At 44.2% G+C, this 19,798-nt stretch carries 15 protein-coding genes; 10 read left to right on the forward strand and 5 right to left on the reverse strand.

Annotation, left to right across the window (positions count from 1 at the left end):
- The first annotated feature begins 7 nt into the window (after positions 1-7).
- Complete coding sequence (locus tag ACM0P2_RS10130) at positions 8-1,489, forward strand: MFS transporter (RefSeq protein WP_159120317.1); 1,482 nt, start codon at positions 8-10, stop codon at positions 1,487-1,489.
- Between the two features lie 2 nt (positions 1,490-1,491).
- Positions 1,492-3,192, forward strand: a complete 1,701-nt coding sequence (locus ACM0P2_RS10135) for an alpha-amylase family glycosyl hydrolase (protein WP_419227674.1) — start codon at positions 1,492-1,494, stop codon at positions 3,190-3,192.
- Between the two features lie 211 nt (positions 3,193-3,403).
- On the opposite strand, the gene ACM0P2_RS10140 is transcribed toward ACM0P2_RS10135, so the two are convergent.
- Positions 3,404-4,426, reverse strand: coding sequence for a LacI family DNA-binding transcriptional regulator (locus ACM0P2_RS10140; protein WP_159118908.1), 1,023 nt, complete (start codon positions 4,424-4,426; stop codon positions 3,404-3,406).
- Between the two features lie 298 nt (positions 4,427-4,724).
- Here ACM0P2_RS10140 and glnS point away from each other — a divergent pair, with 298 nt between their 5' ends.
- A complete protein-coding gene (gene glnS / locus ACM0P2_RS10145) occupies positions 4,725-6,392 on the forward strand; it encodes a glutamine--tRNA ligase (RefSeq protein WP_159118827.1) in 1,668 nt (555 codons plus the stop codon).
- Positions 6,393-6,608: 216 nt separating this feature from the next.
- Here glnS and ACM0P2_RS10150 read toward each other — a convergent pair whose 3' ends face one another.
- A complete protein-coding gene (locus ACM0P2_RS10150) occupies positions 6,609-7,352 on the reverse strand; it encodes a YciK family oxidoreductase (RefSeq protein ID WP_159118829.1) in 744 nt (247 codons plus the stop codon).
- Between the two features lie 320 nt (positions 7,353-7,672).
- Here ACM0P2_RS10150 and ACM0P2_RS10155 point away from each other — a divergent pair, with 320 nt between their 5' ends.
- The 4 genes from ACM0P2_RS10155 (at position 7,673) to ACM0P2_RS10170 (ending at position 14,906) form a co-directional block, all read left to right on the forward strand.
- Positions 7,673-10,270 carry a VolA/Pla-1 family phospholipase gene (locus ACM0P2_RS10155; RefSeq protein WP_419227675.1) on the forward strand — a complete coding sequence of 866 codons (2,598 nt, stop codon included), beginning with the start codon at positions 7,673-7,675 and terminating at the stop codon, positions 10,268-10,270.
- Positions 10,271-10,512: 242 nt separating this feature from the next.
- Positions 10,513-13,038, forward strand: coding sequence for an acylase (locus tag ACM0P2_RS10160; protein ID WP_173358594.1), 2,526 nt, complete (start codon positions 10,513-10,515; stop codon positions 13,036-13,038).
- Between the two features lie 117 nt (positions 13,039-13,155).
- Complete coding sequence (gene sohB, locus ACM0P2_RS10165) at positions 13,156-14,178, forward strand: protease SohB (protein ID WP_159118833.1); 1,023 nt, start codon at positions 13,156-13,158, stop codon at positions 14,176-14,178.
- Between the two features lie 104 nt (positions 14,179-14,282).
- A complete protein-coding gene (locus ACM0P2_RS10170) occupies positions 14,283-14,906 on the forward strand; it encodes a TetR/AcrR family transcriptional regulator (RefSeq protein WP_159118835.1) in 624 nt (207 codons plus the stop codon).
- Between the two features lie 156 nt (positions 14,907-15,062).
- Here ACM0P2_RS10170 and ACM0P2_RS10175 read toward each other — a convergent pair whose 3' ends face one another.
- Positions 15,063-15,398, reverse strand: coding sequence for a hypothetical protein (locus ACM0P2_RS10175; RefSeq protein ID WP_159118837.1), 336 nt, complete (start codon positions 15,396-15,398; stop codon positions 15,063-15,065).
- Between the two features lie 232 nt (positions 15,399-15,630).
- Between ACM0P2_RS10175 and ACM0P2_RS10180 the strand changes: the two genes are divergently transcribed.
- Both ACM0P2_RS10180 and ACM0P2_RS10185 read left to right on the forward strand, forming a co-directional pair.
- The gene (locus ACM0P2_RS10180) at positions 15,631-16,392 is read left to right on the forward strand and encodes a Nif3-like dinuclear metal center hexameric protein (protein ID WP_159118847.1); all 762 of its coding nucleotides are present in this window, start codon (positions 15,631-15,633) and stop codon (positions 16,390-16,392) included.
- Between the two features lie 15 nt (positions 16,393-16,407).
- Positions 16,408-17,151: a methyltransferase gene (locus ACM0P2_RS10185; protein WP_159118849.1), complete on the forward strand. Its 744-nt coding sequence runs from the start codon at positions 16,408-16,410 to the stop codon at positions 17,149-17,151.
- 106 nt (positions 17,152-17,257) lie between these two features.
- Here the strand turns inward: ACM0P2_RS10185 and ACM0P2_RS10190 are convergent, their stop codons facing one another.
- Together ACM0P2_RS10190 and ACM0P2_RS10195 are read right to left on the reverse strand one after the other, a co-directional pair.
- Positions 17,258-18,283 carry a 2-hydroxyacid dehydrogenase gene (locus ACM0P2_RS10190; RefSeq protein WP_159118851.1) on the reverse strand — a complete coding sequence of 342 codons (1,026 nt, stop codon included), beginning with the start codon at positions 18,281-18,283 and terminating at the stop codon, positions 17,258-17,260.
- Positions 18,284-18,327: 44 nt separating this feature from the next.
- The gene (locus ACM0P2_RS10195; protein ID WP_159118853.1) at positions 18,328-18,813 is read right to left on the reverse strand and encodes a glutathione peroxidase; all 486 of its coding nucleotides are present in this window, start codon (positions 18,811-18,813) and stop codon (positions 18,328-18,330) included.
- An 87-nt stretch (positions 18,814-18,900) separates the two neighbouring features.
- Here ACM0P2_RS10195 and ACM0P2_RS10200 point away from each other — a divergent pair, with 87 nt between their 5' ends.
- Positions 18,901-19,776 carry an NAD(P)-dependent oxidoreductase gene (locus ACM0P2_RS10200; RefSeq protein ID WP_159118855.1) on the forward strand — a complete coding sequence of 292 codons (876 nt, stop codon included), beginning with the start codon at positions 18,901-18,903 and terminating at the stop codon, positions 19,774-19,776.
- Positions 19,777-19,798: the final 22 nt, after the last annotated feature.

The raw sequence follows: 19,798 nt of genomic DNA on the forward strand, positions 1-19,798 counted from the left end.
GCAACATATGCAAACAACTCAACCACGCCTTTCTTTTTGGCAAATATGGAACGTCAGCTTTGGCTTTCTGGGTGTTCAATTTGGGTTTGCACTGCAAAATGCAAACGTCAGTCGTATCCTGTCCGACTTGGGAGCAGACCTTCATTCTCTATCTTTATTTTGGCTTGTAGCGCCAATCATGGGGTTGATAGTACAACCTATCGTAGGGTCGGCATCCGATAGAACATGGAATCGGCTTGGTCGACGCCGACCGTTTATCTTAGCCGGCGCTATTGCAGCCGTGCTCGGCATGATCTTGTTGCCAAACGCCCCCATTTTTGTTGCATTTTTAGCGCCTATGCTGATGGGCGCATTGATGGTTGCACTTATGGATGCGTCGTTTAACGTTTGCTTTCAACCGTTTCGTTCGCTGGTATCGGACATGGTTCCGCCTTCACAACGCAACGTTGGCTATTCAATTCAGTCGCTACTCATCAACATTGGTGCGGTGATAGGCTCTATACTGCCATTTGTGCTAACCAATGTAGTTGGTTTAGAAAATACTGCGCAAATGGGCGAAGTTGCGCCTTCTGTAGTGTGGGCTTTTTATATCGGTGCCACTGTGCTGCTTGGTACGGTAATTTGGACGGTAGTTCGTACAAAAGAGTACGCACCAGAGGAATACAATCGTTACAAAGGGCTCACTGATGAGGAGCCAGTGCACGAAAAAACGTCCAAAGCGCCGCTAGGTCAGCGTTTAAGCGAATTTTTCCGTCTGGTGAGGGATATGCCAAAAACCATGAAGCAGCTTGCAGTTGTGCAGTTTTTCTCTTGGTTTGCACTTTTTATTATGTGGGTTTATACCACGCCTGCCATTACACAGCACATTTGGAATGTAGATAAGCAGTGGTTTGATCCAGCTTATATTGCTGCTGCCCCTATGGTTCCTGAAACCATTATCATGGCCAAAGGTGCTGCTGGCGACTGGGTTGGGATCTTGTTCGCCGCATATTCGGTGTTTGCGGCTATCTTTTCTATATTTCTTGCCAAATTGGCTGATAAGTTCGGTCGAAAAACGGTGTATGCCAGTTCATTAGCCCTAGGCGGCCTTAGCTATGTAAGCTTCTTACTATTCCAAGACCTGACAATGGTGAACGTAAACTTATTAATCACTGAAGTTACAGTGCCTTTAGGCGCGGTAAAATTACTTATTCCTATGATAGGTGTGGGTATTGCGTGGGCAGCGATCCTCGCTATGCCTTACGCCATGTTAGCGGGTGCATTGCCTGCTAATAAAACCGGTGTGTATATGGGAATTTTTAATTTTACCGTTGCTGCGCCACAAATTGTGTCGGGTTTGACAGCGGGCTGGATTCTAAGCAGCGTATTTGATAACGATGCTAAATACATCATCGTTGTAGCGGGCGTTTCCATGTTGATTGGCGCTGCGTCAGTATTCTTTGTAAAGGAAGCTGACAAACAAGAACTTGAAGCCGCACAAGGAGCTTAATTATGTCTTTTAATCGCACTGCAGTTGCTTTAACTGTTGCCGGAATATTTTGTACGGCGTGCACGAGCACATCGGCCCCCAAGATTGGCAGTACTGAAAATACCGACAATTTCGACGTTGTGGGTACGAGTAACCCGTTCGCGAGTGAAGCGGTTTATTTTGTAGTTACCGATAGATTTGTTGACGGTGACCCTAACAATAACCATGAAAGTCAGGGGGGGGAACACCCTACGTGGCAACTGCCGCTTGAGGGCCCTGATGACAAAAAAGCCTATGTAGGCTATATGGGCGGAGATTTACAAGGTATCTTAAATAACGCTGACTACATAAAAGACATGGGTTTCACCGCAGTATGGATGACGCCAGTACACGATAATCCAGACTATGCGTTCAACGGTGATGAGCCGATTACTTACGGTGGCGCATTTAAAGACGGCGGTAAAACCGGATATCACGGCTACTGGGCTACAAACTTTTATAAAGCTGACGAGCACTTGGTTAGCGACAATTTAAGTGTAAGTGATTATACCGCGAAAATGCGTGAGCACGGTCTTAAGTCGGTGTTTGATATTGTAGCGAATCACGGCACGCCAAGCTTTACCATGCAAAAAGACTTACCGGGCTATGGTGAAATTTATGATAAGGATGGAAACTTAGTTGCTGACCATCAAAATCTTGCACCTGAAGATTTAGACCCTAAAAACAATCCGCTACATAGCTTTTTTCATGACTATCCAGATTTAGTAAAACTTTCTAATCTAGATGATGAGAACCCGGCGGTACGCGACTATCTCATAAACAGTTATCTGTATTGGATTTCTCAAGGTGCAGATGCGTTTAGAATAGACACAATCAGACATGTTCCTCATGCGTTTTGGCGAGAGGCATCTGACCGCATTCGTAAGCAGCACCCTAATTTCTTTATGTTTGGGGAAGCATTCGATTATGAAGCCAATAATATTGCGCAGCATACCTTACCAAAAAATGGCGGCGTCAGCGTCCTCGACTTTCCGATGCAAAAAGCCATGGTACGTGTTTTTGAAAAGCCACTAGAGAGTAATTTTGCTGATCTAGAGAAGGTACTTCACCTTACTCACGGCCCTTATCACAATGTTTATGAATTAACCACCTTCTATGATAACCATGATATGGCGCGAATGAATGCTACTGATGAAGGCTTTATCAATGCCCATAATTGGTTGTTTACGGTTCGCGGTATTCCGGTGGTTTATATGGGGTCTGAAATAGGCTTTATGCGCGGAACAGCTGAACATGCGGGCAATCGTAACTATGTGGGTCAAGAGCGCCTCGACCAAGCAAAGGAGCATACTATCCAACAGGCGCTAACAAAAATTGCTAATGTTCGCAAAAACACAGTTTCGCTGCAGCGCGGTGTTCAAGTAAATATCGAACTTAACGGCCATCGAGCGGCATTTTATCGTGTAATAGATAACGAAGACGCTCAAGAGACTGCACTAGTATTATTGAATAAAGGTAATTCACTGGAATCCTTCGATATTAGTGAATTCATGCAGTCTGGAGAATGGGTAGAACAACTAACTGGTCAGACACTGACCGTGGCAAGCAGCGCTTCGGTAAAGACTACTGTTAAGCCAAATGGCGTACAGGTATGGGTGCGTGAAGGGGAAGTGAACAACCTTGATTTACTTGAGCAAATTAAGTATCAGTTGGCTCGTCAATAGACATATACTTAATACAGCAAGACGGGAATTGGCTGAATATTGGTCGTTGACAAACGTATGCTTTGAACACTGAGTATAAATGATACTTTCAAGCCAACTAAGAAATGTAATAGTTACGCGCGCTTAAGTTGAAATCTGAACCTTAAAAAAGCCCCGAATATTAGTTTTCAGGGCTTTTTCGTTGATACGAGATTTGCTGCTTATAAAGATTTTACTCGCTACCACAAGATTGGCGAATAATGACATCCGCGGGCATTAAATAGTCCTGAACATCTTCATTGTTGATTGCTTTTAACAGGGTATTCACCAGTAACTCGCCAGCCAGTTTAGTATTTTGCTGAACGGTAGTAAGCGATGGAGTGGTGTAGGCAGACACAGCAATATTGTCGTAGCCAACTACTGCAACGTCATCAGGAACATTCACGTTGGCTTGTCTTAGCGCTCTTAATACGCCCATGGCGATAAGGTCCGATGCGCAAACAAATGCATTGGGTAACTCACCGCCTTCAAGTAATGACTTTACGGCTTGAGAGCCTGCATCCTCAGTGGATATAGCGTCTCTTTGCACGCTTGTGCTACTCAGTCCGTGCTTTTTGAGGGCGTCAAAATAGCCGTTAAATCGCGCTTTAAATTCAGGCGCGTGCTCACCATTATCGCCGATAAAAGCAAACGAACGTTTACCTAACTTTATAAGATGTTCAGTTATGCTTTGGCCGCCTTGGTAATTATCGCAACCAATACTAATCCCTGGATGTGCTTCATCTGGCGCTCCCCAACGGACAAAGTGGGTGCCTTGTGATTCTAATTGAGCAACTTTATTTTGATAATCAGTGTAGTCGCCATATCCCAGCAAAATAATGCCATCCGCCTTATTCGAATCCTCATATTCGGCGTGCCAATCGTCATCTAGGTTTTGGAAAGAGACAAGTAAATCGTAATTGGCATGCGCGCAGGCCCGTGTGATGCTGCCCAGCATAGCTAAAAAAAACGGATTGATCATCGAATCATCAGACGTGGGATCTTCAAATAAGAGTAGGGCAATCGTGCTGCTCTTTTGTTTTCTCAAATTACTCGCGTTCTTGTCCACTTTGTAATTGAGTTCCCGGGCAATGCGTTGAACGCGATCGCGAGTTTCTTGGTTTACCAGCGGGCTATTATTTAATGCTCGCGATACGGTTGACTGCGAAACCCCTGCCAAATGGGCAATATCAAAAGAGGTTGCTTTTTCTTTCATAAATACCATTTTTTGCTGCTACGACAATGTTGTCGCAAATTTAGGTTACCACATTTTTCGAATAAGGCGTGTTTTTTGCGTCTCAGAGGCAGTATTGCAACGCAAAATTCATAAATCCTTAGTCTTTATCTATATCTCTGCTGATTTGGTTTAATGATAAAACCTGTGCTTAACGGTTGGATCGTTCTTAATTCAACCACTTGTCAGGCTTCTTTAAAGAAAACATGGTTGAAGTAATTGTGAGAGTGTTATACTCGCAAAGATTTTGAAATATTACGTGCATAAGGGGAACAAGCGAATGGCCGAGACTGAAAACCGTCCGACCAATTTTATCCGTCAGATCATAGACAAAGACCTGGCTAGTGGCTTACACAATGCTATTAAAACTCGGTTTCCGCCCGAGCCAAATGGCTTTCTTCATATAGGCCATGCTAAGTCGATTTGCTTGAATTTTGGTATTGCACAAGACTATACAGGAACGTGCAACCTGCGCTTTGACGATACTAACCCTGCAAAAGAAGACATCACATTCGTCAATTCCATAAAAGAAGACGTTCAGTGGCTTGGCTTTACCTGGGATGGCGAAGCGCGCTATTCATCAAATTATTTTGACCAGCTGCACGCATATGCCGTTGAGCTTATAGAAAAAGGCTTGGCTTACGTAGATTTTTCAGCACAAGACGTGATGCGCGAAATGCGCGGTACGCTTAAAGAGCCTGGTCAGAACAGCCCTTATCGCGATACAGACGTTGAAACGAACCTTCGTGAGTTTGCTAAAATGACGGCAGGCGAATATAAAGAAGGCGAGTGCAGTCTGCGTGCAAAGATAGACATGTCATCGCCGTTTATGTGCATGCGTGATCCGGTTATTTATCGCGTTAAACACGCTCACCATCATCAAACCGGTGATAAATGGTGCGTGTACCCGATGTATGACTTTACCCATTGTATTTCAGATGCCATTGAAGGCATTACGCATTCGTTGTGTACGCTAGAGTTCCAAGATAACCGCCGTCTCTATGACTGGGTTATTGAGAATATTAGTATTGACTGCACGCCGCGTCAGTATGAGTTTTCACGACTAAATCTAGAGTATACGGTATTAAGTAAACGCCGCTTGATTCAGTTAGTAGAAGAAAATCATGTAAACGGTTGGGATGACCCGCGTATGCCAACCATTGCCGGTTTGCGCCGCCGTGGCTATACACCTGGCTCTATCGTTGAGTTTTGTAAGCGGATTGGTGTGACTAAAATGGATAACATGGTTGAAATGTCCATGTTAGAAGCCTGTATTCGCGACGACTTAAACACTAATGCTCCTCGTGCCATGGCCGTTCTAGACCCCATCAAGTTGGTTATCGAAAACTATGAGGAAGGCAAGACGGAAACACTGGTTGCGCCTAATCATCCAAACGATGAGAGTATGGGTACGCGTAACATTGGATTTAGCCGCGAAGTATATATCGAAGCGGAAGATTTTCGCGAGTCAGCGAATAAAAAATTCAAACGCCTAGTGCTGGACAAAGAAGTACGCCTTCGTAACGCATATGTAGTCAAAGCTAATCGAGTTGAAAAGGATGAAGCGGGTAACGTAACAACCGTTTACTGCACATACGACCCTGGTACTTTGGGTAAGGATCCAGCTGACGGACGCAAAGTGAAAGGCGTTATTCACTGGGTGGATGCGGCAACCGCGCAGGCGGCCGAATTTAGGCTTTATGACCGCTTGTTTAACGTACCTAACCCTGCTGCGGAAGAAAACTTTACTGATGCGATTAACCCAGAGTCCTTTGAACTTAAACAAGGTTGGGTTGAAGCTGGCTTGGCGAAAAATGTTCCAGAAGTAGGTGCGTGGCAGTTCGAGCGCACAGGCTATTTCTGCGTTGACAACGACAGTACTGACGAAAAACCTGTTTTCAACCGTACGGTTGGCCTTAGAGACACTTGGGCAAAAATAGGCGAATAAGTTAGCCGTGTAAGAGAACGCAAACGTTAAAAAACCGCTTAAGTGCAAACTTAAGCGGTTTTTTATTTGGCAAAAAAGCTAATTTCTGTTTTGGTTTAGTGAACAGTGTTTACTCAGTCGCTTACGATTGTATCTAGATAGGAAAGCCAACAGCCCTTTTACAGTTCAACGTATTGCGTGCATCTAAGCTTCTTTGGAGATAAGCTATTTCGCTGTTTACTTTGGCTGGCAATCAAGGGACTGACCGTTTACCTTTATACTTTCATCACCCATTAAGTATAAGTACATAGGCATGATATCCGCTGGTGTTTTGAGTGTTTCAGGGGTTTCTGCAGGAAAAGCCTGCGCGCGCATGTGAGTACGAGTACCACCTGGGTTAATGCAATTAAAGCGCAGCGATTTGTTTTGATATTCATCTGCTAGGGTTTGCATGACGCCTTCTGTTGCAAATTTTGATACGGCGTAGGTGCCCCAAAACGCGCGGCCTTTTCTGCCTACGCTGGATGTTGTGAAAATCACTGAAGCATTATCGGCTTTCTCCAACGCAGGTATAAGCGCCTGTGTCATATACACCATACCATTAAGGTTAATCTGCATGACATCTTGCCATTCCTGTGCATCAATATCTTTAAACGCACTTAAATGACCTAAAATCCCAGCATTGTGAAGTACACCGTCCAGTCGGCCAAACTGATCAATGATAGTTTGTGTCATTTGCTGATAATGCGAAGGTGTTGCACCTTTTATATCAAGTGGAACAATGGCAGGCTCTTGTCCGCCGGCAGCGACAATCTCATCGTATACAGCTTCAAGCTTAGACACAGTGCGGCCCAGTAATATACAAATTGCGCCGTGAGCAGCATAAGTTTTAGCTGCTTGTGCGCCAATACCATCGCCAGCGCCTGTAATTAGAATAACTTTGTCCCGTAATAAATCAGCCGGTGCGTTATAGTCGTTCATTGTAATCCTTGAAAAGGTTAATTTTTATCGCGGTGATAAGGGTGGTTGTACCCATCTCAAAAATAGGTGAGAGATCATACCCAGCCTGACTCACAAGTAAATCAATGAATGAAAATTTCTTCAAACGTAAAAAAAGTTCACAAAAGTAGTTAACAAAACTTTGCAAAGTTGCAACAAAGTCAATAAGATTGAGTGAGATACAACTGGTCTAACATGTTTAAAACCATTAATTACACCTGTAAAGAAAACGCACAGCAGGCTACTTTTAAAAGAATTAGGTTTTAAACACAGAATAACAACAATGCTTGTAGGGAGTAGAGATGAGAAAACTCGTATTAAGTTCCAGTGTGGCCCTTGCGCTGGGTCTAGCAGGCTGTGGTGGCTCCGATGAAACCCTTTCCGACATTCAGGCCGAAACAGAAGTTCAAACCCCATTTTCACGAATTGTTTTTGACCCAGCAGCAGGGAACCTAAATATTCCTAATGACCTGCTTATGCTTCCGGGCGATGACGGTTTCTTCGATTACACACTAAACATTCCGGTGGCTGACCCTACCGATTTTGCAGACCCGCAAAACGCACTTAACGTTTTGGACGGTTGGTCTACGCAACATCCATTCGTTATTAACGTAGAAACACCGCCAGGTACCTCGCTTGATGAAAGTACACTTGCGGCTGGCGTATTGTTGTTTGAAGCTACTCTTGGTCTTGACCAAAGCGACCCAGACTGTGCTCAGGTCACTACGCCATCAGCGGGTTGTAAGCTTGGTGACCAGCTTACCTTTGGTGTTGATTATGTGCTTAGTCTAGCGGACAGCAACACTATTACATTTGTTCCATTAAAACCGCTCAAATCTGCACAAGGCTACATGCTTGTCATGACCACTGATTTGAAAGATTCCTCTGGCAAGTCTGTGCAAGGTTCAACAACCTGGGACTCTGTTAGACAAGACATTAACTCCAACCCTTTATCAAGCGATGCACAGCTTCAATTGCAGGGCCTAGTAAATTCATTAGTTAATCCGGTACTTGGCGCAGGTTATGACCGTGAAGACATTACTTACGTATCTGCCTTCACAACGCAGTCAATAGCTAACTCACTTGATACGATTAAAAAGGTGATGATTAGTCGATTTGCACAACTTGCTGCTGGTGGTGACCCATCTGCACCAACAGCACTACCAGCGATTACGGTTAGCGACGCTTCTGCAGCGCCAAATGCGATGGAAGCGCTTGGATTGGTTAACGAAACGGTTGTTGCAGGCGCGGTTGAATTGGGCAAGCAAGGCTTACCTGATAATATTCAAGCTGCTATTGACGCTACTGACTTTAGCCTGTTAGAAACATGTGCAGGTCTTGCCGGTACGGCTTCTGGTCAACTTGCGTCACAGTGGGGTGCACTGAATGATTTTGCAGTTGGCGTATCGACAGGTATTTTAGCGCAAGCGGGCCCATTTTGTGCTGCGCAGCGTTATGAAGGTAACATCGCACTGCCTTATTTCTTAGGTGTACCGAGTGCTGAAAACCCATTAGCACCGGTAAATGACTTTTGGAAAGCAGCGTGCGATAGCGGCATTGTACTAGCTGGCGCACCGCAGGAGCTACTCGCAAATGCAGAGCCAGGTCCAAATGCAGCTATGTGTTCTTCGCTAGGACTTGCTGACGTTCGAATTAATGGCGAAATGCTTGATAACGCAAGAAACATTACTAAATTTAATCCGTATCCACAGCCGACCGGCGGAAACATGGGTACAGAAACGCTAGACGTTCAGGTAACGATCCCTGATCCGGCAATTGCAGGTGCATTGGGCTTCCCGATTAGTATGCCTGAGGCAGGTTGGCCAGTGGTTATTCTAGCTCACGGCATTACTAGTCAGAAAGAAGACATGCTTGCGATTACAGGCACACTGTCTTTGGCTGGTATAGCGTCTGTGGCAATCGACCAACCATTACACGGTAGTCGTGGTTTTGATCTCGATGGCGACGGTAATGACGACCTAAATGCAACCACGGTTAGTGCTACTCACTATATGAACCTAGCGAGTCTACCTACTGCACGCGATAATTTACGTCAAAGCGTGTCAGATTTACTTGGATTGCGCTTAGGTCTAAACGCTGTTGTAGATACCACTGCTGCACAGAACGTTAAGTTTGATATGTCTCGTGTTTCTATTATGGGTGTATCACTTGGTGCGATTACCGGCGGCAACTTCGCGGCAGTTGCTAACACGTCGATGGGTGGTGACTTAGCGGCACTTGACGGTATGTTTGCCGTGAGACAAGCTTCTCTTGAATCTCCGGGAGGCGGCGTGGCGCAATTCTTACTAGAATCTGCTGCTTTTGGCCCATTAATTAAAGGTCTATTGTTGTCTCAAGCATCTGAGGACTTTGTTGCACTGCTTAATCAGCTGTATGAAACAACTGACGTAAGCGAAGAGCAGCTTCGCGCAGCTGTTGCAATATTTGAAGATAACTTGACGCCAGAACAAGCGGCAGCTGTGAATGCGGTATTTGCCGAGTTTGCTTTTGCTGCGCAAACAGTTATGGATTCGGGTGACCCAACAAACTATGCACAGACGTTGGGTAGCACTACGCCAGTTCACATGATGACGGTAGTGGGTGACGGTAGCGCAGAGAACTTACCTGATCAGGTGATTCCGGTTTCAACTGCACTGCCGCTTTCAGGTCAGCTTCCACTCGCTTCTACCATTGGTTTAGATCAAGTGACTACCACCCAAGGTCCGGGTACAGACCCAATCAGCGGTTTGGTACTGTTCAACAGCGGCGCACATGCATCTAGCTTGAGCCCAACAGCAAGCGCGGCAGTTACCACCGAGATGCAAAAAGAAGTGGCAGGCTATATTGCTTCTGATGCATTAGCGCTTCCAATTTCGGATGAGAGCGTTATAGCAAACTAAAAAGGTATTAGTTCTGTAAAATACAATGTAACAACTGCTTACATTTAATGTTGAAAAAGCCGGCTTTTGAAGCCGGCTTTTTTGTATATAAATTATAATGTTGTTTGAATGTTTCACGTTGTTAATGTAGTGTAAAATTCAGGTCGGATCAGTATGATTCTTGATACTCGCTTCTCAGCATAGAATGCTTATATATGCTTATGAGAGAAGGGCCTTTTCATTTATTACAGGGATTCAATGCGATGATTAAAAAAAATACGTTTGCTACTAAACAAACGCTTATTGCGCTTTCTCTAGCTTCGCTGTTGGCGGCGTGTGGAGACAACAACAACGATTTCTCAAACGTAGAGCAACCAGCACCAACTCCGCCAACTACTCCAGACCCTACACCAGCACCACTACCAGCATTTTCGCCTGACGGTTCACTCTCAGCCGATATTACATGGACAACTTACGGGGTGCCGCATGTTAAAGCGGATAATTTAGAGAGTATGGCTTATGGCGTTGGTTATGCTTTTGCTCGAGATAATCTTTGTGTATTGGCAGATCAAATACTGAAATACAACTCAGAACGGGCCAAGTATTATGGACCGGACCTAAATCCCGGTAGCGGAGATTCCGAGCATCTTATTAATGACTTCGGTTTTTTGACACTAGGAATAAGAGAGCTGGCCGAAGAGAATTTGCCGAGACTTTCAGCGAACTCACGCGCTATGTTTCAGGGATATACCGCGGGCTACAATCGTTATTTAAGCGAAACACCAATTGAAGACCAAGACCAAAGTTGTGCCGGGCAGCCATGGGTAACTGAAATAGACAGTGTTGATCTTTTAACCTATTCATTGGGTGTGGCGCTTCTTCCAGGGGCAGCTAATTTCCTTGGGCCAATGTTTATTGCTGCACCTGAGGGGAAAAGTTACTTACCCACACCTGCAGCATCAACAAGCGAGGTCGCAGCTTCTGTTAATATTGCGCCAACGGTCGCTTTACCTGAAAGAAATCCCCAGGAAATGGGGTCAAATGGATGGGGTCTAGGCAGTGACAAGACAACCAACGGAAAAGGTATGGTTCTTGGAAACCCACATTTTCCGCATACCGGTAACCTTCGTTTCTGGAATTTTCATGCTCAAGTACCGGGTCATTTAAATGTTACAGGTGGCTCGTTAATGGGTTTGCCAGGTGCAGTTAATATTGGGTTTAATGAGAGCGTTGCATGGACACATACATTCTCTACAGCCGAGCATTTTGTAGTTTATCAACTCACTCTCGATGAAAACGATGAATCTGGTCTTACCCATGTTGTGGACGGAAATAGACGAACTATTTACGAAAAACCACTGCAGATAGATGTTGCTGTAGGTGGTGGGCAGACAATTAAGCTCAATAAAACGGCTTACTACACCAACTACGGGCCTATGATAGAAGTGCCGGGTAATTTTGATTGGACAGGGAACAACGCGTTTGCAATAAAAGATGCCAACTTACCTAATTTCGATATCGTTGATCATTGGCTTGCCATGAACATGGCAACATCGATGGATGAATTTAAGCAAGCGTTTAAAGATTATGATGGCGTTATTTTTAATAACACTATGGCGGCTTCTGCTGACGGTCAGGTTTTTTATATTGATGACTCAACCGTTCCTAATTTAACTGAAACAGCGATAGAGCAACTCACAACAAATCCGTTGCTTATTCAAACTAAAGCGGCTGCAGGCTTCACGGTTTTACCTGGAAATATTTCTCAGTTTGATTTCGAAGGGCCCGTGCCTTACGACGAAGCGCCAAAATACGAAGGTACTGACTCGGTACAAAACTCTAATGATAGCTATTGGCTAACTAATCTCGATACGCCTATTGTGGTAAGCAACCCGCTTTTCGGTAATGTGAACAACCAACAATCACTGCGTTCGCGTATGGGTCAACAGTTTATTGAAAATGAAGCTGGGAGTGACGGTACTTTCACGCCGGAGGAAGTAGAAGGTTTGCTGCTTAATAACAGAAGCTATTTAGCAGAAAATATTTTGCCTTCGTTGCTTTCGATATGTGCAGAACAAGGTGATACTCCAGTCGATGTAGACGGTACCAATGTGGATGTGTCACAAGCTTGCGCAGCACTTGAGGACTGGGATGGCACAATGAACCTAGCAAGCACAGGGGCCCATGTGTTCAGAGAGTTTGCTTTTCAATTTAATCAAGCGCCACAATGGGAAATACCTTTCTCCCTCGATGCGCCTGTCAGCACGCCATCTGGTTTGGTTAAAAACGAAGTTACTCTTCAACATTTAGCAAGAGCAACTCAGGTTATCGAGCAAGCAGGAGTTGCTTTCGATGCACCTTTAGGCGAGGTACAGTTTGTTGAACGCAGCCTACCAAACGGTGCACCATCAGGTATTAAGTTGCCTTGGGCGGGCGCGCACAACATTGAGGGCGGCTTTAATGTGTTTGACGTCATTCGAAATAGAAACGGAACACTCCTTCCACGTCATACTTATGACCCGGTTAATAGCAATACCATCATGAGTGCTGAAGCAGAGGGTTACCACATAAATTATGGTACGAGTTGGGCTATGGTTATTAACTTTACCGACAATGGACCAAAAGGGCGCGGTATATTGACCTACTCACAATCACGTAAGTATGGCAGCGAGCATTTCTTGGACCAAACCGAGCTTTATTCTGAGCAGCCAACACTGAGAGACATCTTTTTCACGGAAGAAGAAATTGAAGCCAATAAGATTGAGCAGCTTACCCTATCGTCAGACTAGCGTGAGACTGGTATTATAGCGTAATGAAAACAGCGACTTTGCCGTTAATCGGTAAGGTCGCTATTTACTTAATTGTTGTGACGTTATGTTACCCGCTTATCTTACTAGGAGTAGAGTTTGGAGTTTTTGTACGAGTACGGTTTGTTTGTTGCCAAAGCAGCGACACTGGTCATTGCTTTTGTTGTAGTGGTATCAACCATTGTTGGCGTTGCAAGTAAGCAAAAACAGGGAAAAGGGCAGCTTGAAATCGTGTCTATTTCAGAGCAATTAAAAGACATCACTAACTACGCAAAGCAGGTGTTGTTAGATAAAAATGCACTTAAAAAGTTGGCGAAAGAACAGAAAAAAGAAGAGAAAGCAAAAAGTAAAGAAAAAGGCGACGATACCCAAAAGTCTCGACTATATGTGATTGACTTTAAAGGCTCTATGGATGCAAACGAGGTTGAACACTTACGGGAAGAAATTACAGCTATTTTATGCGTAGCTAATAAAGACGATGAAGTACTGGTTCGTCTAGAGAGCGGTGGTGGTGTTGTGCACGGATACGGCCTAGCGGCGTCACAACTCCAAAGGATTAAAGAAAAAGGGATAAAGCTGACCATAGCTGTAGATAAAGTCGCCGCTAGTGGTGGTTATATGATGGCGTGCGTCGCTGACAACCTTCTTGCCTCTCAATTTGCGTATATCGGAAGTATTGGCGTACTGGCTCAACTTCCAAATTTTAATAAGTTATTAAAGAAAAACGATATCGAGTTTGAACAGCACACTGCGGGCGAATTTAAGCGCACTCTAACGGTGTTTGGTGAAAACAACGATGAAGGCCGCGCAAAGTTCAAAGAGGAAATTGAAGAAATTCATGTGCTCTTCAAAGATTTTGTGCAAAGCCAGCGCCCAGATATGGACATCGACAAGGTGGCAACCGGTGAATACTGGCCAGGTATTAAGGCTAAAGCGCTTGGCTTAGTTGACGACATTACTACATCGGATGATTACATCCTTTCTCACTATCCAGCGCGAGAAATCTTTAGCGTAAAATATTCAGTGAAAAAGAATGTTGCAGAAAAACTTGGTATGTCGGCAGCAAATGTTGTTGAGCGTGTTTTTATGAAATCTATGAATAAAGCCCGTCACTGGTTTTAATGTCAAGCTCACGTCTGCGACTGAAAAAACGGTATTTCGACTTTTTTTAGTAAGGCAGGCGTGAGTTAAGTTTTTGAACCTACAAGAAAGATAATAAGAAGAATATGGCACGGCATACGAAAACCGATATATTGGATGCGGCTGAATATTTGTTTTCTCAAAGCGGTTTTACACAAACCTCGATGCGAGAAATTACCGCCAGAGCTGAAGTGAACCTTGCATCCGTCAACTACCACTTTGGCAGCAAGAAAAACCTTATTCAAGCGGTTTTTAAGCGCTATTTCGACCAGCTTATGCCGGAAGTGAAATCCTGCTTAGCTTCGCTACCGCATATCGAGGGTGTGAAGGGCGTTGAGCAGCTACTTTATTCACTCATCCCACCTATGATAAATCTTAATAAGCTATCTACTCAGGGCACCGCCACCTTTGTTAAGTTACTAGGGCGAGGGTATAACGAAACTCAGGGTCACTTGCGAAAGTTTTTAATGAATGATTATGGTGATTGTATCCGAGCGCTCGTTGACGCTATAAGGCGTTGCCTTCCGGAATTACCAGAGGAGGAGCTATTCTGGCGATTGCATTTTGCAATGGGAAGTTTTGTGTTTTCTATGGCGTCGAGCCAAGCATTAACAGAGATTGCAGAATCAGATTTTCATAAGCACGTTGATATTGAAGAAGTGATTCAGCACCTTGTTCCATTTGTGGCACAAGGGCTAGCAGGCAGGTAATACCACTCCGCTTAGACAATCAAATACTTTGGTATCAGCTGTTACTATTGTTTTACGGGTGGTTACAGATGAGGTGTTTTACGTAATGAGGAGCTGGCCATGCAACTTCGCATTACGTAAATCCCTTTTGTTTCGAATTGCTTTCTATTTGTTAACCTAGCGAGGAAGGGTGGCGCCAGGTGCTTCTGCATTAAGTTTTTCTGCCCAAAAGTCTTTCACAGAAAATCCTGATTTCGTGGGGCTTGTGGCTTTTTTCTTCGCTGTGCTAGTCGCGGTAGTTGTATTTTTCTTCTTTGAAGTTTTCTCAGCAGAATTCCCGTGCTGTGACTCCAATGACGCTATCATCTCTTGAAGTTGTGCGAGTCGTACGTTCTTACCACCGTCTACGCTGTACCATCCACTTTTACTTTCGATATTAGGGCTTTTACCGTGAGCCTTCTTATAAGCGTCAGTGAAAGCTGCCAACACGGCATCTTTGTCTAAGTTTGTCATGCTTTTTTGCTCTTTAATTTGTTAACATAGCGAACGATTCAAAACCTATAAAAGCGCTGGCTGAAACTAATATTGATGTAGCGCTTCACGACAAATTACCCAAGCCGACAAGGTGAACATCTGCAAATTCACAAACTACTTGTGTTTGCCCATAAGCAGTAATTTTGAATAACGTTCGCGTCTTTTTATAGCGCTTTTTGGCCTTTTTGTCTAATTTTCAACCGGAGGACTTGTGTCTATTACCAATCTAGAACTACAGAATTATCTTGATGGCATGCTTAGGGTCAAAGAAATAAGTGATTATTGCCCTAACGGTTTACAGGTAGAAGGCGCACGGAATATAGAGACTATTATAACGGGCGTGACGGCATCGCAAGCGTTAGTTGATGCTGCCGTAGAAAAGCATGCGGACGCTATCATTGTCCACCATGGCTATTTTTGGAAAGGTGAATCTCAAGTAATTACCGGCATGAAAAAACGTCGTCTCTCAGCGCTGCTTGCTAACGATATTAATCTGTATGCCTATCACCTTCCATTAGATGTACACCCAGAATTCGGCAATAACCGTCAACTTGCAGCGCTTCTAGGAATTGAAAATGTGAGCGCGGTAAGTAGCGTTAAGCCGCTGGGCGTTGTTATGCAGGGAAATTTAGTAGAGTCGATTGACGGTCAAGCCCTGCAATCGAAATTAAAAAAACTTCTAGGACGAGAAATTTTAATTGAGGGCCCTGTCACTAAGCCTATTTCAACCATTGCTTGGTGTACGGGAGGCGGACAAGGGTTTATCGAACAAGCCGTGGACCTTGGTGTCGACGCTTTTATTTCCGGCGAGGTATCCGAGCAGACAGTACATACTGCCAGAGAAATGGGGATCACCTTTTTTGCCGCTGGTCACCATGCTACTGAACGCTACGGGGTGAAATCTTTAGGTGAGCACATAGCAGAACAGTTTGATGTGACTGTTCAGTTCATTGATATCGATAATCCTGCTTGATGTAGAGTAAGGTGTATGAACAACGATCGTATCTTTGATGGAATTGCTGAAAAATTTTCAAATAATATTTACGGTACAACAAAAGGAAAGCTAAGGCACACCTTACTCTGTGATGTGCTTTCGCCCTATGTTGCAAAACCGCTGCGCGCCATTGAGATAGGCGGCGGAACAGGGGTTATGTCTGCCCATTTAGCGTCAATGGGGCACACTGTTACGCTAACCGACGCATCTAAAGATGTGCTCGAACAAGCTGCTACTGTTCTTAGTGCTTGTGACGGCATAACGATAAGACAGCAGTACCTGCAGGCTATAGAAGACTTAGCTGACTATGATTTGGTTGTGTGTCATGCAGTGCTTGAATGGCTTGACGCGCCTTTCGATGCAATCGACTATATTTTTAACAATATGAAGAGTGGGGCGTCTCTTAGTCTTAGCTTTTTCAACCAGGATGCAAACTTATTTGCAAATGCCATTTACGGTAACTTTGACTATATCGCCAAAGGCATGAAAGTAAAAAAGCAGGTTAGGCTTAATCCTAACCAGCCGTTAAGTGCTATGCGCGTTGTGGAGCACTGTGAGGCGCTTGGTTTTCAGGTGTTAGAAAAAGCTGGCATTCGATGCTTTCATGATTATATGCGCGATATAAGCCATCAGAGCAGTAAGTTCGACGAACTACTGGCGCTAGAACGTCAATATCATACAAAAGCACCTTACATGTGGCTTGGCAAATATTTCCAATTAATACTTAAAAAGCCGTAAGAGCATGCCTTTTTCTTTTCCCAACAGCTTATTGTGTTAAGCAGCTTGGATTGGAAAAAGGCGCAATAAGTGAGTGTATAAATAGACCATCAAAAGCGACAATGGCTCAGAGCCTGTTGCCGCCATACATTATATTATCTAGCGTTATCTCTCCAATTTCATGGAGGGCTTCTTGAGTAAAAAAACCTTGGTGCCCGGTTATTAAAACATTGGGGAAGGTAGTGAGCCGTTGAAAAACATCATCCTGAATAATCTCCTGAGAATGATCGCTAAAGAAGAGTTCAGACTCGCGTTCGTAAACGTCCAAGCCTAGGTAGCCGATTTTCTTCGACTTTAGGCCCTTAATAACCGCCGCATCATCAAGTAACCCCCCTCGAGACGTGTTAATAAGCATGACACCGTCAGGCATCTTGGCAATGCTGTCAGCGTTTATTATGTGCTGGCTATGTTCATTGAGCGGGCAGTGCAACGTAATAATCACGCTTTTTGAGAGCAGCTCGTTGAGAGAGACATATTGAGCCCCCATGCCGCTAACAGAAGGATCCTGTGTTGGGTCAAAGCATAATACATTGCACCCAAACCCGAGCAATATTCGAATGACCGCTTTGCCAATTTTGCCCGTTCCAATAACGCCAACATTTTTTTCATGAAGCGTAAAGCCCATTAAACCTTGTAAGTTAAAGTTACCCTCTCTAACCCGGTTATAGGCCTTGTGTGTTTTTCTGTTCAATGTAAGGATAAGCGCAAGCGTATGCTCTGCAACAGTTTCAGGGCTGTAAGCCGGTACACGACTCACACTGATCCCCATTTCAGCTGCCGCGTCCACATCCACATTGTTGTAGCCGGCACAACGAAGCGCTACGTGGCTTACATTATTTTGACTCAACGCTTTAATTGTAGCTTCGCTTACATCGTCATTTACGAATACCACAACGTCAGAGAAACCTTCACAACTTAAAGCTGTAGAGGGGTTTAGCGGATGTTCAAAAAACGTTGCCTCTATGGGAGAGGTTAACGTCTCATTGCGTACATTGAGCAGTTCAGTAAAGACCTGCTTTTCATAAGGCCGAGTACTAAAAAAAGCCACATTCCTGCTAGAGCCGTCGTCTAGCGATAAACCTTTTTGTTTCATATGCCTTACCCCTTGAGCAGGTAATTAAAGTCCTGTTGGAACGATCAGTCAACAGGTAAATGCTTAACGATATCGGCTTCTATTGCCGAAGGTTTGATGGTGGGCGCGTATCGCTTTAATACCTTGCCATCTGGGGTGACAAGAAATTTTGTGAAATTCCATTTTATTCGCTTGGTTCCTAATAGGCCTGGCGCTTCTTTTTTCAATGACTCAAAAAGTGGATTTGCCTCAGGACCGTTCACAATAGTTTTTTGAAATAAAGGGAAAGACACACCAAAATTTAAACTACAAAACTCTGCAATATCTTCATCACTCCCTGGCTCTTGATGACCAAATTGATCACATGGAAAACCCAGTATTTCCAGACCTTTGTCTTTATACTTTTTGTAAAGTGCCTCTAACCCTTCATATTGTGGAGTAAACCCACATTTACTGGCGGTATTGACAATGAGCAACACTTTCCCTTTGTATTGTTCAAGGGTGATTTGTTCGCCGGTATTGCGGGTAATGTGATGCGAGTAGAGTTCCAAAGTAAATTCCTATGTTTTTGTTGTTGTTAAGTCTGTTACTCTTAAGTAATCAAAACATTGATGTTTATCTTCTAGAGTATATTTTGTATGAGTAATTTGAAAGTGAGTTTTTTAGGCTTGGGTGTTATGGGTTTTCCAATGGCCGGCCATTTAAGCAAAGCGGGTTACCCTGTGACTGTTTACAACCGAACGGCGCAAAAAGCCAAAGACTGGGTAACGACTTATAATTTAGATGCCGCACAAGTTAAGGCTTGTGAAACGGTTGCTCAGGCCTGCGAAGATGCATCCATTGTTTTTATGTGTGTAGGAAATGATAACGATGTGAAAGACGTTGCCTATCAAGCGCTTAAAGTGATGAAACCGGGCAGCGTTCTTGTGGACCACACTACTGCATCGGCGGATATAGCCAGAGAGCTTTACGCTGCTTGCACAGAAAAAGATATCGGCTTTCTTGATGCACCTGTTTCGGGAGGACAGGCAGGTGCCGAAAACGGTCAACTGACGGTAATGGTTGGTGGCGATCAAGAATCCTATGATAAAGCAGAACCAGTAATGTCTCATTATGCTCGACATAGCCAGCTATTGGGCAAGAGCGGTAGCGGTCAATTAGCAAAAATGATGAATCAAATATGCATCGCGGGTATCGTTCAAGGGTTATCAGAAGCATTGCATTTTGGCCAAAGGGCCGGTTTAGATTGTAATGCTGTAATTGATGTAATCAGCAAAGGCGCTGCGCAATCTTGGCAAATGGAAAACAGAGCCAGCACAATGCTAAGCAATACATTTGATTTTGGTTTTGCGGTTGATTGGATGCGAAAGGATTTAGGCATTGCGTTAGATGAAGCGCGTAAAAATGGATCAACGCTAGCTCTTACTGCACTTGTTGATCAATATTATGCCGATGTTCAGAAGTTAGGTGGAGGACGTTGGGATACCTCTAGCCTGTTAACACGCCTCAAATAATTTTACGCTGGTAGATACTTAA

The sequence above is a fragment of the Alteromonas sp. OM2203 genome (assembly GCF_048517045.1).
Classification (GTDB): Bacteria; Pseudomonadota; Gammaproteobacteria; order Enterobacterales; family Alteromonadaceae; genus Alteromonas; species Alteromonas gracilis.

Coding starts and splice junctions, on each gene's coding strand:
- ACM0P2_RS10200 (WP_159118855.1), top strand. CDS start 18,901: ATGAGTAATTTGAAAGTGAGTTTTTTAGGCTTGGGTGTTATGGGTTTT.
- ACM0P2_RS10140 (WP_159118908.1), bottom strand. CDS start 4,426: ATGAAAGAAAAAGCAACCTCTTTTGATATTGCCCATTTGGCAGGGGTT.
- ACM0P2_RS10185 (WP_159118849.1), top strand. CDS start 16,408: ATGAACAACGATCGTATCTTTGATGGAATTGCTGAAAAATTTTCAAAT.
- ACM0P2_RS10170 (WP_159118835.1), top strand. CDS start 14,283: ATGGCACGGCATACGAAAACCGATATATTGGATGCGGCTGAATATTTG.
- ACM0P2_RS10155 (WP_419227675.1), top strand. CDS start 7,673: ATGAGAAAACTCGTATTAAGTTCCAGTGTGGCCCTTGCGCTGGGTCTA.
- ACM0P2_RS10150 (WP_159118829.1), bottom strand. CDS start 7,352: ATGAACGACTATAACGCACCGGCTGATTTATTACGGGACAAAGTTATT.
- ACM0P2_RS10190 (WP_159118851.1), bottom strand. CDS start 18,283: ATGAAACAAAAAGGTTTATCGCTAGACGACGGCTCTAGCAGGAATGTG.
- ACM0P2_RS10160 (WP_173358594.1), top strand. CDS start 10,513: ATGATTAAAAAAAATACGTTTGCTACTAAACAAACGCTTATTGCGCTT.
- ACM0P2_RS10175 (WP_159118837.1), bottom strand. CDS start 15,398: ATGACAAACTTAGACAAAGATGCCGTGTTGGCAGCTTTCACTGACGCT.
- glnS (WP_159118827.1), top strand. CDS start 4,725: ATGGCCGAGACTGAAAACCGTCCGACCAATTTTATCCGTCAGATCATA.
- ACM0P2_RS10130 (WP_159120317.1), top strand. CDS start 8: ATGCAAACAACTCAACCACGCCTTTCTTTTTGGCAAATATGGAACGTC.
- ACM0P2_RS10135 (WP_419227674.1), top strand. CDS start 1,492: ATGTCTTTTAATCGCACTGCAGTTGCTTTAACTGTTGCCGGAATATTT.